Source organism: Mesorhizobium sp. M7A.F.Ca.MR.176.00.0.0, from assembly GCF_004023165.1.
Taxonomy (GTDB): Bacteria; Pseudomonadota; Alphaproteobacteria; order Rhizobiales; family Rhizobiaceae; genus Mesorhizobium.
The window spans coordinates 17,694-31,614 of record NZ_RZTC01000017.1 but is presented as its reverse complement, the minus strand read 5'-3'; the positions used below and the strand labels follow the sequence as shown (position 1 = coordinate 31,614).

The window sequence follows — 13,921 nt, the reverse complement described above, 5'->3', positions numbered from 1 at the left end:
TTTGCGCGCAGCCAAGCCCGAAGGCCAGAAATGACCAACACCACGATCACCATCGATGCCCTGCATGAGCGCGTCGATGCAATTTTCCGCAAGGCCGGACTGAACCCCATTCAGGCCAGCGCCATTACAAGGGTCATCGTCGCGGCGGAACGCGATGCCTGCAAGTCGCATGGCATCTACCGGATCGAAGGCGCCCTGCGGACGATCAAGGCCGGAAAGGTAAAACCGGACGCGCTGCCCGAGTTGCTGCCGCAAGACGCTCCCGCCCTCGTCAAAGTGGATGCGAAGCATGGTTTCGCCAACCCAGCCTTCGAACTGGGTCTGCCCGTGCTGATCGAGCGGGCACGGTCGTGCGGCATTGCCGCACTCGCGATCAACGATGCGGTGCATTTTTCCGCCCTTTGGGTGGAGGTCGAAGCTTTGACACAGGCAGGCCTGACCGGCCTGGCCATGTGCCCGAGCTATGCCACCGTCGCTCCGACCGGTGGCAACGGACCGTTGCTGGGCACCAATCCTTTTGCCTTTGGCTGGCCGCGAGAAGAGCAGCCTCCCTACGTTTTCGACTTCGCGACCTCGGTTGCCGCGCGCGGCGAGATCGAGCTCCACCGCCGGGCCGGCAAGAAGCTGCCGGAAGGCTGGGCCATGGATTCGGACGGCAGGCCAACGACCGATCCCGAAGCTGCCTTGGCGGGCGCCATGCTTCCCTTCGGCGGGCACAAGGGCTCCGCCATCGCGACGATGATCGAGCTGCTCGCCGGGATCATGATCGGCGACCTGACCAGCCCCGAGGCGCTCGAGCTGCTTGGCACCACGACGCTTTATCCGTCGCACGGAGAGTTGGTCATCGCTTTCTCGCCGAAAGCCTTCGCCGCCGGCCGGCCCGGCAATCCGCTGGGCCGTGCTGAAGCGCTGTTCGAGGCGATCTTGGGCCAGGGTGCGCGCCTGCCCTCGCAAAGGCGGTTCCTAGCCCGCGAGACGTCGGAGCGCGACGGTATCGTCCTATCGCACCAGGAAATGGAACAACTCGATCGTTTTCTCGAACGAGGGCTCGACGCGGTCTGAATCGGTATCGCCAGGGCCAAGACCAATCACAGGAGGAGAAAAATGCGCTGGACGAAAACATTCACGGTCGTCGGCTGCCATGCCGAGGGCGAAGTCGGCAATGTGATCACCGGAGGCGTCAAGGACGTTCCGGGCAAGACCATGTTCGAAAAGAAGGAGTATCTCGAAGCGCATATGGACGACATTCGTGGGCTGCTCTTGTTCGAGCCGCGCGGTGCGCCCTACGTCAACGGCAACATCATCCTGCCGCCTTGCGATCGCTCGGCGGATCTCGGCTACGTCATAATTGAAAGCACGGAATACCCGCCCATGTCTGGCTCAAACACCATCTGCGTCGCCACAGTGGCGCTGGAAACGGGGATGGTGCCGATGAAGGAGCCTGAGACATTGCTGCGCATGGAAGCGCCGGCCGGCATGATCGAGGTGCGCTGTCTCTGCGAGAACGGCAAGGTGAAGCAGGTGGAGTTCACCAATGTACCGGCTTTTGCACTCCACCTCGACACGCATGTCGAGGTGGAAGGGCTCGGCACGATCACCGTCGACACCTCCTATGGCGGCATGACTTTCGCCCATGTCAATGCGCGCGCACTCGGCTTTTCCATAACACCCGACGAGGCCCACCAGATGTCGCTGATGGGCCAACGCATCAAGAAGGCGGTCAACGAACAGCTCGAGGTCGTGCATCCGGAGAACCCGAAGATCCGCGACGTGTCCAACGTGATTTTCGAAGGACGATCGAGCGCGTCGACGGGCGCGTGGAAAGCGTCAACGGCACGGTGTGCCTGCATGGCAGGCTCGACCGCTCGCCGACAGGCACCGGCACCACCGGGCGGCTGGCGGTAATGTCGGCAAAGGGGCAGATCGCCAAGGGCGAGCTGTTCCGCAACAGATCGATCATCGGGACCCATTTCGATTCCCGCGTGATCGCCAATACGCGCCTCGGCGATCGCGACGCTGTCGTGGTCACCATCGCCGGACAGGCCTGGATCACCAGCATCGGCCAATATGGCCTCGACCCGACAGACCCTTATCCACGCGGGCATCGCCTCAGCGACGTCTGGTTCTGAAACGGACGCGGCCGTGCTCAGGCCGCGAACGCTCTGACCCTGACGCCGCTCGCCTCCAGCCGTCGCCGAACGCGCGCGGCGATGGCGACGGCTGCCGGCGTGTCGCTGTGGACGCAGATCGAATCGATCGGCGTCTGCAGCATCTGCCCGGAAAGCGTCTCGATGGCGCCTTGCTTGACCATCCGCACGACCCGTTCTGCCGCCTTCTCGGCGTCGTGGATGACAGCGCCTTCCAGCTTGCGCGAGACAAGAAAGCCTTCCTCCGTATAGGCGCGGTCGGCAAAGATTTCGGACCTGACCGTCAGGCCCGCGTCGCGCGCGATCCTGTCCTGGAAGCCGAGCGCAATGGACAGGCAGATCAGGCCGGGATCGACGGCCTTGACCGCGCGCGTCACCGCTTCGGCAACGCCACGGTCGGTCTGGGTAAGGTTGCCCAGCGCGCCATGCGCCTTCACATAGCGGATCGGGTGGCCGGCATAGGCGGAAAGCGCCTGCGCCGCGCCGATCTGGTAGGCGACCAGCCTTTCGATCTCATCCATGGAATGCGGGATGATGCGGCGTCCGAACCCCCACAGATCGGCAAAGCTCGGATGCGCGCCAACGGCGACGCCCTTGTCGCGCGCCATCGAGAACGTGGCCGCCATGATCTCGGGGTCGCCGGCATGAAAGCCGCAGGCCACATTGGCTGAACTGACGATGTCGAGGATCGCCGCATCGTCGCCGAGCCTGTAGGCTCCAAAACCCTCGCCCATGTCGGAATTGATATCGACCTGCAATCCTTGGGCCGCCATGGCGCTTTCCTCAGTGGTTCGAACCGTCGCCTTGCTTCACACCAGCTCGTAGAGCGGCGTCCCGTAGCCGACGACCGCTCCGTCCTCGATCAGCGCTGCACCCAGCACACCGTCTGCCGGCGCAACGATTGCCTTCAGGCATGGGCCGACCTGCAGGACGCCGACCGTCTCGCCCTTGCGAACCGTCTGGCCAGGTTCGGCGATCGGACGACCGGTCGTTGGGTGATCGAGACGGAACACGCCGACGCCGGGCGCGCGCACGCCCTTGAAGACCGTTTCGGCCTTCAGGGCTTCGACCGGGGGTGTCGAGGCAACAACGGATTGCATGTGCAAGCGCAACGAAAACCCGGCCTCCGACACTTCGATCTCGCCGATGCCGGCGCTAGCGCACCAGGCGGCCAGCCTTTCGATCTCCTCAACCGTCATCGCCGCCTCGTCCCTGGAGCAGACCGCCTTCAATGAGACGTTCGAGATGATGGATATCGAAGCCGCCGGCAGCGAAGCCGGGCTCGTCCATCAGGAGGCCGTGCAGCGGCGCGTTGGTGGCGATGCCGACGGCCTCCATCTCGCCCAGCGCGCCACTCATGCGCCGGATCGCCTCGGCTCGCGTCACGCCATGCGCCAGCAGCTTGGCCACCAATGAATCGTAGTGCGGCGGCACGGTGTAGCCGGAGTAGAGATGCGATTCGACGCGGATTCCGGGACCTCCGGGCGGCGTCCAGCGCTCGACCCGGCCCGGATGCGGGCGAAAGCTGTATGAATCTTCAGCGTTGATGCGGCATTCGACGGCGTGGCCCTGGATGCGGATGTCTTCCTGGCTGAACGACAGGGGTTCGCCCCGGGCGATGCGGATCTGCTCGCGCACGATATCGATGCCGGTGACAAGTTCCGTGACGGGATGCTCCACCTGCACGCGGGTGTTCATCTCGATGAAAGAGAAGCGCCCGTCCTCGTAGAGGAATTCGAATGTGCCCGCGCCTGTATAGCCGATGGTCAGGCATGCCTGGGCACACAGCTCGCCGATCTCGGCAACCGCCTCGCGGGCGATGCCGGGCGCCGGCGCCTCCTCGATGATCTTCTGGTGGCGGCGCTGCATGGAGCAATCCCGCTCGCCGAGCCAGACCGCCCTACCATGCTTGTCCGCCAGAATCTGGATCTCGATATGGCGCGGATGCTCGAGGAATTTTTCCAGATAGACTTGCGGGTTGCCGAAGGCCCGGTCCGCCTCTTTCACCGCCATTGAAACGGCTTCCATCAGGGCGTGCTGCTCGCGCACGATGCGCATGCCGCGCCCGCCGCCGCCGCCCGCTGCCTTGACGATGACCGGATAGCCGATGGCCTCGGCAATGGCGCGCACTGCCTGCTCGTCCTGCGGCAGCGCCCCCTCCGAGCCCGCAACGCAGGGAACGCCGGCGGCGATCATCGTGCGCTTGGCGGAGACCTTGTCGCCCATGGTGCGGATCGCCGCCGCCGACGGCCCGATGAAGGCAAGGCCGGCATTCTCGACAGCCTCGGCGAAGGCGGCGTTTTCCGAGAGGAAGCCGTAGCCCGGATGGATCGCGCCCGCGCCGGTGAGTTGCGCGGCCGCGATGATCTCGGCGATGTTGAGATAGCTCTCCGTCGCGGCCGCCGGTCCGATGCAGATCGCCCTGTCCGCCAGCGCGACATGTCGAAGGCTCGCATCCGCTTCCGAGTGCGCCGCCACCGTCTTCAATCCGAGGTCGCGGCAGGCGCGCAGGATGCGCAGCGCGATTTCACCACGATTGGCGATGAGGACGGTGTCGAACATCGCCTCAGCCCAAATCTTCGAGAACGAACAGCACATCGCCGGACTGCACCGCGGCATGGTCGTCGAACGCGATCTGGACGATCCGCCCAGCGCGATCGGATTCCACGACATTGAACGTCTTCATGGCTTCGAGGACACCAACCTTCTGCCCTTCCACGACCACATCGCCAACCGAAGCGAGCGGCGGTTCACCTTCGGTGCCGGAGCGGTAGAACACGCCCGTCAGCGGCGCGCGGATCGAATAGCGTGCGATGGGCGGAGATGTCGAAGCCGGATTTGTGAAGACGGCAGGGACGGCGGCTGGCCCCGACTGCGACGCAGATTGCGCTTGCGACGCGGATTGCGCCGGCGCCATCTGCCTGGACATGCGGATGCGAACGCCATTGCGCTCGATCTCCAGTTCGGCAATGGGCGAACGCGAGACAAATTCGATCAGCTTCTGGACGAAGTCGAGATCCATCGCCGACCCTATCGCAGCGCTTCGACAGCCTTGGCGATTCGCCCGATCGCTTTTTCGATCAGATCCATCGACGTGGCTATGGAAATGCGGAAATGCGGCGACAGCCCGTAGGCAGAGCCCTGCACCACCGCGACCCGCGCCTGATCGAGCAGGTAAAGCGAGAAATCATCGTCGCTGCCGATGGGAGTGCCGTCGGGGCGACGACGGCCGATCAGGGCCGAGCAATTGGGATAGAGATAGAAGGCGCCCTCGGGCGTCTGGCAGGTAAGGCCGGGAATCTTGCGCAGCAGCTCCAGAGCGCGGTCGCGCCGAGCCTGGAATTCGAGCGCCCGAGGGCGAAGAAAGTCCTGGGGACCTTCCAGTGCGGCAATGGTCGCGGCCTGCGAGATGGATGACGGGTTCGACGTGCTTTGGCTCTGCACGGTGGCCATGGCGCGGATCAGCGGTTCCGGCCCGCCGGCATAGCCGATCCGCCAGCCGGTCATGGCATAGGCCTTCGACACGCCATTCACTGTCAGCGTACGGTCCTTCAGCCTCGGCTCGACGCCGGCGATGGTATGGAAGGTACGTCCATCGAACAGGATATGCTCGTAGATGTCGTCGGTCAGAACGTGCACATGCGGGTGATCGAGCAACACCCCGGCCAGGCCGGCAAGTTCGTCGGGGCTGTAGACGGCGCCAGTCGGATTGGAAGGCGTGTTGAGCAGCAGCCATTTGGTGCGCCCGGTGATCGCGGCTCGCAGGGCTTGCGGTGTCAGTTTGAAGCCCTGCGCCTCCGTGCAAGGAACGACCACGGGCTTGCCTTCGCCGAGCAGGACGATGTCGGTGTAGGAAACCCAATAGGGCGCGGGGACGACCACCTCGTCACCGGGGGCCAGCGTTGCCAGCAGGGCGTTGTAGATGATCTGCTTTGCGCCACCCGCGACGCTGATTTGCGAAGGCTTGTAGTCGAGGCCGTTCTCGCGCCTGAATTTCCCGGCCACCGCCTTCTTCAGCGCGGCGGTGCCGTCGACCGCCGTATAGCGCGTTTCACCCCTGCGCATCGCCTCGTAGGCCGCCTCGACGATGTGCGGAGGCGTTGGAAAATCCGGCTCGCCGGCGCTCAGGCTGATGACGTCGATGCCGGCCGAGCGCATTTCGATTGCCCGCGCGGTGACCGCCATGCTGGGGCTTGGCTTGATGACGTCAAGACGGGGAGCGATGAGGCCCACGGGAAATCCTCGTCATGGCTGCCGCGACGTTGCCGGGCAGGTGATATCTGGTGAAAATTGGATAATGTATTCTGATTTTCGCGTCAAACCCCTTTTTCTGCATCGAAGACCGGGTTATGTCTCATTCCAGTGGTGGGTCGATAGAGGAAAGTATCCAATCCTTCATCGCCGCGTATGACATTCGAGATAGGGAACACGATTGGAATGGGCACAAACTATGATGTGGTGATCGTCGGCGGCGGCGTTGTCGGCAGCTCGATCGCCTATTTCCTGTCAGCCAATCCGGATTTCGATGGCAGTATTGCGGTGATCGAGCGGGACCCCTACTACACGGCCTCCTCGTCTTCCTTGTCGACCAGCGCCATCCGCCAGCAGTTCGGCACGGCGCCCAACATTGCCATGTCGAAGTTCAGCATCGACTTCCTGCGCCAGGTAAAGACGCGGCTTGCCATCGGCGACGAGTTGGCCGACATCGGCCTGCATGAGCCCGGTTACCTCGTGCTGGCGACACCCGAGCGGGCAGACGCGCAGCGTGCCAAGAACCGCGTTCAGCGCGGCATGGGCGTCGACGCCGAACTGATCGAGCAGGTTGATCTGGCACGACGCTTCCCGTGGCTCAACACGGACGATCTCGCCCTTGGCTCGCTCGGCCTTGGCAGCGAAGGCTGGTTCGACGGCCCCGGCCTGATGCAGGCCTTTCGCCGCAAGGCGCGCACGCAGGGCGTGGACTATCTTGCCGCGACGGTGACCGGACTGACCATGGCGTCTCCCCAAAAGGTCGGCGAAGTGGTGCTCGACAATGGCGACCGGCTTGCCGCCGGCACGGTGATCAACGCGGCCGGACCGTGGAGCGCGGGCATCGCCAAGATGGCCGGCGCCGAACTGCCGGTTGTCCCGAGCAAGCGCTGCGTCTTCGTCTTCGAAACGCCGGCAAGGATCGAAAACTGCCCCTTCGTCTTCGACACGAGCGGCTTCTGGCTGCGGCCGGAAGGCCAGCTCTTCCTGTGCGGTATTCCGCCGGTGCGCGAGAACGAGCCGGACGATTTTGGCCTGGATGTGGATTACGACCTGTTCGACGAGTTGATCTGGCCGGCGCTCGCCCATCGTGTGCCCGGGTTTGAGCAATTGCGGATGTTGCGCGCCTGGGCGGGGCTCTACGAATACAACACCTTCGACCACAGCGGTATCATCGGCCGGCATCCCGAGGTTTCGAACTTTGTCCTGGCCACCGGCTTCAGCGGCCACGGCATGATGCATGCAGCGGCGACCGGGTCGGGCGTCAGTGATCTCATTGCCTATGGCGAGTACCGCTCTGTCGACCTGTCGGCCTTCCGCTACGAACGGATCGCTGGCAATCAACCTATCGAGGAACATGTCTACTGAAGCGAAACGGGCGACATGGCATCGCGGTGACAACGGTGCTATGCGTCCACTTCTTCAATCAACACGGCGCCAGTCAACAAACACGGCGGCCGCCTCAGGCTGATTCATGCTCGTACAGAAGAAAACCATCTCGACCCAGGTCGCCGATGCCATCAGGCAGAAGATCCTGATCGGCGAATACGAGGCCAACTTTCAGTTGCGGCAGGAGCATCTGGCCACCGAGTTCGGCGTCAGCCGAATTCCGGTGCGAGAGGCGCTGCATCAGCTTCATTCGGAAGGCTTCGTCACGCTGGTTTCCCACAAGGGCGCCGTCGTCACCTCCATTTCCCTGGACGAGATCCTCGAGCTCTACGAATTGCGGGCCCGGATCGAAACATGGCTACTGGCCCTCGCCATTCCAAGGATGACGGAGGCCGACCTCGCGCTGGCCCGGGAGCGTGCAAAGCAGCACCAGGAGCAGGGCAAGACCGGCGAGTATTCGAACCAGCTCAACTGGAACTTCCACGCCGCGCTTTACGCGCCGTCCGGCCGCAAGGCGACGATCGAACTGGTCGGGCGCATCTATCAGCAGCTGGAACGCTACACGCGCATGATGGTGACGCTCACCGAGATCCAGGCACAGTCCGACCGCGACCACTGGCAGCTCATCGACCTGTGCGAAGCCAAGGATACGCTGCGCGCCGTCGGCCTTTTGGAAATGCATATCATCACCAGCGGCAAATTCCTGGTCGACCGGCTTGAGGAATTGCGGGGCAGCTGATCAGTCGCCCCGTCTCCTTGTCCAGCCCAATCCTTCGCGCGAAGATCATTTGCCGGGCAGATTGGTCGCCCTCGTCAGCAGGATCACGCCCGCCTTGTCGGCCGTATCGTAATAGGTGAAGCCGGTGCGGTTTTCCCGGCGCCCGCGCATCAGCACGGGAAGCCCGTCGTCCTGCGCCTTGGCCTCGGCTGCATCCGCATCGCGAACCTCGAAGCCGATATGGAAGACGCCTTCACCCTTGCTGTCGAGATGAATCCGCTGCGGTGAAGGATCGCCGTTCGGCTCGCACAGCTGCAGCTGAACGTTCGGCAAGTTGCAAATCCGGTATTGCATCGCCTTGAAACCCTCCGGGCTTGGGACCTGGAGTTCTTCGTATTCGGCCAGCGGCGGATAGGACTCCCATGGCCCGATGCCGATGGAGTCATAATAGGCCTGCGCCTTGTCGATATCGTGCACGACGATGCAGATGTGATGCAGCTTGTCGAAATTGCCCATGTCGTCACTCCCCATTCTTCTCACTCCTTGATCGGGACCGTATAGTTCAGAACGCGGCGCCCCCCGTCGGGGTAGATCGTCTCGCCGGTGATGTAGGAAGCGTCGTCGCTGGCCAGGAACGCCACGACCGAGGCGATCTCGGCTGCCGTGCCGAGGCGCCCGAGCGGTGTACGCGAAAGGACTGCCCGTCTCATTTCTTCCGAATCGATGAATGTCCCGTCCATGACCATGTCCGTGGCGATGGTGCCCGGGCCGACACCGACCACACGGATGCCATGGGGAGCGAAGGCGACGGCCGCGGTGCTGGTGACCTGGTTCATGCCGCCCTTGGAGATCGCGTAGGTGGCGACACGTGGGTTGGCGAGGCCCGAATTGATCGACGACATGTTGATGATGACGCCGCCTCCACCTTGCGCGATCATCTGGCGGGCTGCGGCCTGGGTGCCCATGAACGCACCTTTGAGATTGACGGCGAGAACCCTGTCGTAGTCCGCCTCTGTGATGTCGAGAAAGTCCTGGACCGGAGCGATGCCGGCATTGTTGACCATGATGTCGACACGGCCGAACTTCGCCACCGCCGCTGCAATCAGCCCATCGACCTGGTCCTTCTTGCTGACATCCGTGACGACCGCCAGGACGCTGTCGGTGGTACCGATTTCAGCGGCACATTTTTTTAACTCCACGGCATCGATGTCGCCGAGCACGAGCTTCGCGCCTTCGGCCAAAAAGCGTTCCGCGCAAGCGCGTCCGATGCCGCGCGCCGCGCCTGTGACAACCGCCACCTTGCCTGCCTGTCTCATGTCCAATCCTTCGATCATTTGTAAGTCGGCCACCGTCTCAGGGAGCATGGGCCGAGCTTGGCTAGGAATGGGGTTTCTCCCACCGAAGCCTAGCCTAGCGGATAACGAAGGGATTGGCGGTCTTGCCGGCGGTGTCTATCCACACCGTCTTGGTCTGCAGATAGGAATTGATGGCATCCTGCCCGCTTTCGCGCCCGATACCGCTCCTCTTGTAGCCGCCGAAGGGCGCCATGTAGGAGACGGCACGGTATGAGTTGATCCAGACCATCCCCGCTTCCATCGCGGCCGCGCCGCGCAGCGCCCTGCCCATGTCGCTGGTCCATATTCCCGCCGCCAGCCCATAGGGGCTGTCATTGGCAATGGCGAAGGCCTCGTCCTCGTCGTCAAAGGGGATGACGGACAGGATCGGCCCGAACACCTCCTCACGCGCGATCCGCATGGTGTTGTTCACGCCGGTGAAGATGGTGGGCTCGACGAACCAGCCCTCGGCCAGTTCACCCGAGGCCGGCTTGCCGCCGCCCAGCACGCAAAGCGCACCCTCGCGGCGCGCGATGCCGAGATAGGACAGCACCTTCTCGCGCTGGGCTTGCGTGGTGATCGGCCCGACCTGCGTCTCTTGCAGCGCCGGATTGCCCAATCGAGCGCTGGCCGCCAGCGTTATGACGCCTTCCACGAACCGGTCGTGGATTTTGCGATGCACCAGCAGCCGCGAACCCGCGATGCAGGTCTGGCCGCTGGCCGCGAAGATGCCTGAGATCGCGCCGTTGACCGCGCTCTCGATATCGGCGTCGTCGAAGACGATGTTGGCCGATTTGCCGCCGAGCTCCAGCGTGACGACTTTTAGCTGTTCGGCAGCCGCCCGATAGACCGCGATCCCGCCAGGCTCACCACCGGTGAAGGCGATCTTGGCGACGTCGGGATGAGAGACGAGTGGCGCGCCGACATCAAGCGGCATGCCGGTAACGGTGTTGACCACGCCGGGCGGGAAGCCTGCCCGCGCAAACAGTTTCACGAACTCCAGCGTCGAGGCCGAGGCGTGTTCCGACGGCTTGATGACGACAGTGTTGCCTGCCGCCAGCAGCGGCGCGAGCTTCCATGTCAGGAGTAAAAGCGGCGAATTCCAGGGCACGATCGCTGCAATGACACCCAGCGGCTCGTGGCGGGTGAAAGCGAACATGCCAGCCTTGTCGATCGGCAGCACCGACCCTTCGATCTTGTCGGCAAGACCGCCGAAATAGCGGAACCATTCCGGGATATAGCGCAGCTGTGCCGTCATTTCGGTGAGCAGCTTGCCATTGTCGCGCGTCTCGATGGCGGCAATACGATCTGCGTTCTCGGCGATCAGATCGGCCAGCCGCACGAGCAGCTTGCCCCGCGCGGTCGGCGTGATGCCGGCCCATTCCTTCGACCGGAATGCTGCCTTCGCGGACGCCACGGCGGCGTCCACCTGGCTCGCTCCTCCACGCGGGATCAGCGCCCAGGGCCTGCCGGTGAACGGATCATGGCTCTCGAATGTATCGGCTGTCGATTGCAACCGACCGCCGACCGTGTTCTGGAAACTGACCAGCGCCATATCGGTCCTCAACAGGTGGCAAAGCCCAGATGGGCGCGAAAGCGGTTCTTGACCTCGACCGCGTCGCGCGGCGGCAGAGAGCGCGGCAGGTTCTCGGCGGTGATTTTCAGCACGAAAAGGCGCGGACCGTCGGCCGGGCGCCGAAGTTCTCCACAGAGCATGTCGACCTCCTCCAGCGTACGCAGCTCGGCGGTCTTCGAAAAACCGCAAGCGGCCGCGACCTTGTCGAAACCAATGCCCTTGCCGGTATGGCTGGACTGCATGCCGGTCTCGCCGAAATGCTGGTTGTCGAGCACGATCAGGTCGAGATTTTTCGGCCGCGCCACCGAGATCGTCGCCAGCGAACCGAAGGCCATCAACTGTTCGCCATCCCCGGTGATCACCATGACCCGCTTGGCGGGCTGGGCCTGGGCAATCCCCAGGCCGATCAGCGCAGCGCCGCCCATGGCGCCCCACAGATAATAGTTGTCGTTGCGGTCGCCGGCGGCATGCACGTCGTAGCTCGGCGAGCCGAGACCCGTCACGACCAGGGCTCCGTCGCGGGCGTCGAGCAGCTTCTTCACCGCAACCCGGCGGTCCATGGTCGGTAAATTCATGTCGCTCACCACTTCTTCTTGCCGAGCAGCCGCTGCCCGATCAGCACGGCAATCTGCTGGTCGGCGTCGAAAGCCATCAAGGCTGCCTGCGCCACCGTCTCCACCAGGTCGGGACCGGTTTCGGCGCGCAGCACCCTGAGCCCGATCGCCTTCAGCGACGCCTCCGTCGCCTGCCCCATCGGCACTTGCCACGGGTTGAACTCGGCCCATTCGCCCCGCATCGTCACCAGGACGAGCAAGGGGAAGCGCGCCTGCACGGGAAGCGACAGCATGTTGATGCAATTGCCGACACCGGAGGATTGCATGAGCACGACGCTCCGCTTGCCACCGAGCCAGGAGCCTGCTGCGATGGCGATGCCCTCCTCCTCCGTCGTCAGCACATTGGTGACGACTTCGGGATCCTCACTGAAAAGGCGGATCAATGTGGTATGACCGGCATCCGGCACATAGGACATGTGGCTGATGCCGGCAGCCTTGAGCACCTCATAGACCTGATCCGGCCACTGCCTTTCAGACACGGTCGGAGCGGCGGCAAGCGCTGCTGCTTCCGGAGGTTTTGCTTGTATGCTCGCCGTCACCTTGCATCTCCGAGATATTGGACTGGCATTAGACTAGCGCGCTTGACCGATGCAATCTTCGTCTCTTTCTCGTGATCAGATATAATGGTATTCGATAGCTCATGGAGTTATCGCAGCTACGCACCCTCATCCACGTCGCCGAACTCGGCAGCCTCAGCAAGGCCGCCGACCGGCTGCACATTGCGCAGCCGGCGCTCAGCCGGCAGGTGCGCATGCTGGAGGAGGAATTGGGCTTTGCCCTTTTCCTGCGCCATGGACGCGGCATGGTGCTGTCCGAGCAGGGCAAGGAGGTGCTGGCGCACGCCATGCGCGTGATGGCCGAGATCGACGAGATCCGCGCCACGGCCACGCCCGCCGATGCGCCGCTGACCGGCGAAGTGGCCATCGGCCTGCCGCCCACCGTTGCCGACATTATTTCGCTGCCGCTGGCGGCCGCCTTCGGCAAGGCCCATCCCAAGGCGAAGCTCAGACTTGTCAGCGCCTACACCGGCTATCTGCTGGACTGGATGCACCGCGGCGAGGTGGACGTCGCGGTACTCTACGATCCGCGCATGGCGCGTTCGCTGCGCTCGCGCCCGCTGCTCCTGGAAAACCTCTTCCTGATCGGACCGCCGGATGCGGGATTTTCAACCGTGCGCGCCGTGTCGTTCGCCTCGCTCGCCGGCAAGCGCCTGCTGCTGCCCAGCATCAAGCACGGGCTGCGCATCATCGTCGAACGCTGCGCCACGGATGCCGGCATCACGCTCGATGTCGGCATCGAAGCGGACTCCTATTCGGCGCTGAAGGACCTGGTGCGCAACGGCCATGGCTGGACGATCCTGCCGCTCGCCCCTATCCATGCCGATGTGACCGCCGGGCTGCTCACCGCCGCGCCATTGATCGATCCGGTGCCCGTGCGCCGCCTGATCCTTGCCTACCCGGCGGACCGGCCTGCCTCGCGGCTCGCGCGGTTTGCCGGACAAGCGATAGAGGACATCGCCAAGGATCTTGTCGGGCGGGCCGTCTGGGTCGGCCAACTTCTCGGCCCTCCACCATAAGCATTCGAATTCCGTTATATCTGCTCACGTCCGCTCTGCATTGCTGACAGGGCATGGAGGCGCGATAGTGAGGCCGCAGCAAGACGAAAACCCGGACAAACCTCATGGAAGCCTATCAAGACATTCGCGATGCCGTCGCCAGGCTGTGCACGCGCTTTCCCGGAGAATACTGGCGCGCACTCGACAGGGACATGGCCTATCCCGGCGACTTCGTCGCAGCGTTGACGCAGGCCGGTTGGCTCTCGATCCTGATCCCGGAGGCGTATGGCGGCTCGGGCCTGCCACTTTCGGCCGCCGCTGCCGTGCTGGAGGAAATTCA

Annotated in this window: 16 protein-coding genes and 1 pseudogene (1 of these 17 running past the window's edge); 7 read left to right on the top strand and 10 right to left on the bottom strand. The window is 63.7% G+C overall.

Annotation, left to right across the window (positions count from 1 at the left end; all coding sequences use genetic code 11):
• The first annotated feature begins 30 nt into the window (after positions 1-30).
• Genes EOB59_RS08450 through EOB59_RS36070 form a run of 3 tightly spaced genes read left to right on the top strand, consistent with a single transcriptional unit; the run spans position 31 to position 2,129 of the window.
• On the top strand, positions 31-1,062 hold the full coding sequence (locus EOB59_RS08450) for an Ldh family oxidoreductase (RefSeq protein ID WP_127326620.1): 1,032 nt from the start codon (positions 31-33) through the stop codon (positions 1,060-1,062).
• Between the two features lie 42 nt (positions 1,063-1,104).
• Positions 1,105-1,905 (top strand): proline racemase family protein, encoded by an 801-nt coding sequence (locus EOB59_RS08445; RefSeq protein ID WP_245486568.1) that lies wholly within the window; start codon positions 1,105-1,107, stop codon positions 1,903-1,905.
• The gene (locus EOB59_RS36070) at positions 1,818-2,129 is read left to right on the top strand and encodes a proline racemase family protein (protein ID WP_348639506.1); all 312 of its coding nucleotides are present in this window, start codon (positions 1,818-1,820) and stop codon (positions 2,127-2,129) included. The genes EOB59_RS08445 and EOB59_RS36070 overlap by 88 nt, the downstream gene beginning before the upstream one ends.
• A gap of 17 nt (positions 2,130-2,146) precedes the next feature.
• Here EOB59_RS36070 and EOB59_RS08440 read toward each other — a convergent pair whose 3' ends face one another.
• From EOB59_RS08440 to EOB59_RS08420, 5 genes are read right to left on the bottom strand one after another with little or no spacing between them, the layout of a single operon-like run.
• Positions 2,147-2,920 carry a 5-oxoprolinase subunit PxpA gene (locus tag EOB59_RS08440; protein ID WP_127809641.1) on the bottom strand — a complete coding sequence of 258 codons (774 nt, stop codon included), beginning with the start codon at positions 2,918-2,920 and terminating at the stop codon, positions 2,147-2,149.
• A gap of 36 nt (positions 2,921-2,956) precedes the next feature.
• Positions 2,957-3,346: a biotin/lipoyl-containing protein gene (locus EOB59_RS08435; RefSeq protein WP_127809640.1), complete on the bottom strand. Its 390-nt coding sequence runs from the start codon at positions 3,344-3,346 to the stop codon at positions 2,957-2,959.
• Positions 3,336-4,709: an acetyl-CoA carboxylase biotin carboxylase subunit gene (accC, locus tag EOB59_RS08430; protein WP_127809639.1), complete on the bottom strand. Its 1,374-nt coding sequence runs from the start codon at positions 4,707-4,709 to the stop codon at positions 3,336-3,338. The genes EOB59_RS08435 and accC overlap by 11 nt, the downstream gene beginning before the upstream one ends.
• A 4-nt stretch (positions 4,710-4,713) precedes the next feature.
• Positions 4,714-5,169 (bottom strand): acetyl-CoA carboxylase biotin carboxyl carrier protein subunit, encoded by a 456-nt coding sequence (locus EOB59_RS08425; protein ID WP_127809638.1) that lies wholly within the window; start codon positions 5,167-5,169, stop codon positions 4,714-4,716.
• 8 nt (positions 5,170-5,177) lie between these two features.
• Positions 5,178-6,380, bottom strand: a complete 1,203-nt coding sequence (locus tag EOB59_RS08420; RefSeq protein WP_127269418.1) for a pyridoxal phosphate-dependent aminotransferase — start codon at positions 6,378-6,380, stop codon at positions 5,178-5,180.
• 204 nt (positions 6,381-6,584) lie between these two features.
• Here EOB59_RS08420 and EOB59_RS08415 point away from each other — a divergent pair, with 204 nt between their 5' ends.
• Entirely contained in the window at positions 6,585-7,763 is a 1,179-nt protein-coding gene (locus EOB59_RS08415) for an FAD-binding oxidoreductase (RefSeq protein ID WP_128288148.1), read from the top strand.
• Between the two features lie 106 nt (positions 7,764-7,869).
• Positions 7,870-8,523 carry a GntR family transcriptional regulator gene (locus EOB59_RS08410; protein WP_023809526.1) on the top strand — a complete coding sequence of 218 codons (654 nt, stop codon included), beginning with the start codon at positions 7,870-7,872 and terminating at the stop codon, positions 8,521-8,523.
• Positions 8,524-8,568: 45 nt separating this feature from the next.
• On the opposite strand, the gene EOB59_RS08405 is transcribed toward EOB59_RS08410, so the two are convergent.
• The 5 genes from EOB59_RS08405 to EOB59_RS08385 form a co-directional block, all read right to left on the bottom strand.
• Positions 8,569-9,033, bottom strand: a complete 465-nt coding sequence (locus tag EOB59_RS08405; RefSeq protein ID WP_245463670.1) for a VOC family protein — start codon at positions 9,031-9,033, stop codon at positions 8,569-8,571.
• Positions 9,034-9,038: 5 nt separating this feature from the next.
• Positions 9,039-9,818, bottom strand: coding sequence for an SDR family oxidoreductase (locus tag EOB59_RS08400; RefSeq protein ID WP_024503240.1), 780 nt, complete (start codon positions 9,816-9,818; stop codon positions 9,039-9,041).
• A gap of 94 nt (positions 9,819-9,912) precedes the next feature.
• Positions 9,913-11,391, bottom strand: coding sequence for an aldehyde dehydrogenase (locus tag EOB59_RS08395; RefSeq protein ID WP_127809636.1), 1,479 nt, complete (start codon positions 11,389-11,391; stop codon positions 9,913-9,915).
• An 8-nt stretch (positions 11,392-11,399) separates the two neighbouring features.
• A complete protein-coding gene (locus EOB59_RS08390) occupies positions 11,400-11,987 on the bottom strand; it encodes a thiamine pyrophosphate-dependent enzyme (RefSeq protein WP_128288147.1) in 588 nt (195 codons plus the stop codon).
• A gap of 5 nt (positions 11,988-11,992) precedes the next feature.
• On the bottom strand, positions 11,993-12,505 hold the full coding sequence (locus EOB59_RS08385) for a thiamine pyrophosphate-binding protein (RefSeq protein ID WP_164748823.1): 513 nt from the start codon (positions 12,503-12,505) through the stop codon (positions 11,993-11,995).
• Positions 12,506-12,666: 161 nt separating this feature from the next.
• Between EOB59_RS08385 and EOB59_RS08380 the strand changes: the two genes are divergently transcribed.
• Positions 12,667-13,602: a LysR substrate-binding domain-containing protein gene (locus EOB59_RS08380; RefSeq protein WP_127267891.1), complete on the top strand. Its 936-nt coding sequence runs from the start codon at positions 12,667-12,669 to the stop codon at positions 13,600-13,602.
• Between the two features lie 104 nt (positions 13,603-13,706).
• Positions 13,707-13,921 (top strand): annotated as a pseudogene (locus tag EOB59_RS08375) (acyl-CoA dehydrogenase family protein); it runs 912 nt beyond the window's last position.

Excerpts from the sequence above, each read along its gene's own strand:
- accC (WP_127809639.1), bottom strand. The coding sequence starts at position 4,709 with ATGTTCGACACCGTCCTCATCGCCAATCGTGGTGAAATCGCGCTGCGC.
- EOB59_RS08435 (WP_127809640.1), bottom strand. The coding sequence starts at position 3,346 with ATGACGGTTGAGGAGATCGAAAGGCTGGCCGCCTGGTGCGCTAGCGCC.
- EOB59_RS08395 (WP_127809636.1), bottom strand. The coding sequence starts at position 11,391 with ATGGCGCTGGTCAGTTTCCAGAACACGGTCGGCGGTCGGTTGCAATCG.
- EOB59_RS08400 (WP_024503240.1), bottom strand. The coding sequence starts at position 9,818 with ATGAGACAGGCAGGCAAGGTGGCGGTTGTCACAGGCGCGGCGCGCGGC.
- EOB59_RS08445 (WP_245486568.1), top strand. The coding sequence starts at position 1,105 with ATGCGCTGGACGAAAACATTCACGGTCGTCGGCTGCCATGCCGAGGGC.
- EOB59_RS08410 (WP_023809526.1), top strand. The coding sequence starts at position 7,870 with ATGCTCGTACAGAAGAAAACCATCTCGACCCAGGTCGCCGATGCCATC.
- EOB59_RS08450 (WP_127326620.1), top strand. The coding sequence starts at position 31 with ATGACCAACACCACGATCACCATCGATGCCCTGCATGAGCGCGTCGAT.
- EOB59_RS08390 (WP_128288147.1), bottom strand. The coding sequence starts at position 11,987 with ATGAATTTACCGACCATGGACCGCCGGGTTGCGGTGAAGAAGCTGCTC.
- EOB59_RS08415 (WP_128288148.1), top strand. The coding sequence starts at position 6,585 with ATGGGCACAAACTATGATGTGGTGATCGTCGGCGGCGGCGTTGTCGGC.
- EOB59_RS08440 (WP_127809641.1), bottom strand. The coding sequence starts at position 2,920 with ATGGCGGCCCAAGGATTGCAGGTCGATATCAATTCCGACATGGGCGAG.
- EOB59_RS08405 (WP_245463670.1), bottom strand. The coding sequence starts at position 9,033 with ATGGGGAGTGACGACATGGGCAATTTCGACAAGCTGCATCACATCTGC.
- EOB59_RS08380 (WP_127267891.1), top strand. The coding sequence starts at position 12,667 with ATGGAGTTATCGCAGCTACGCACCCTCATCCACGTCGCCGAACTCGGC.
- EOB59_RS08425 (WP_127809638.1), bottom strand. The coding sequence starts at position 5,169 with ATGGATCTCGACTTCGTCCAGAAGCTGATCGAATTTGTCTCGCGTTCG.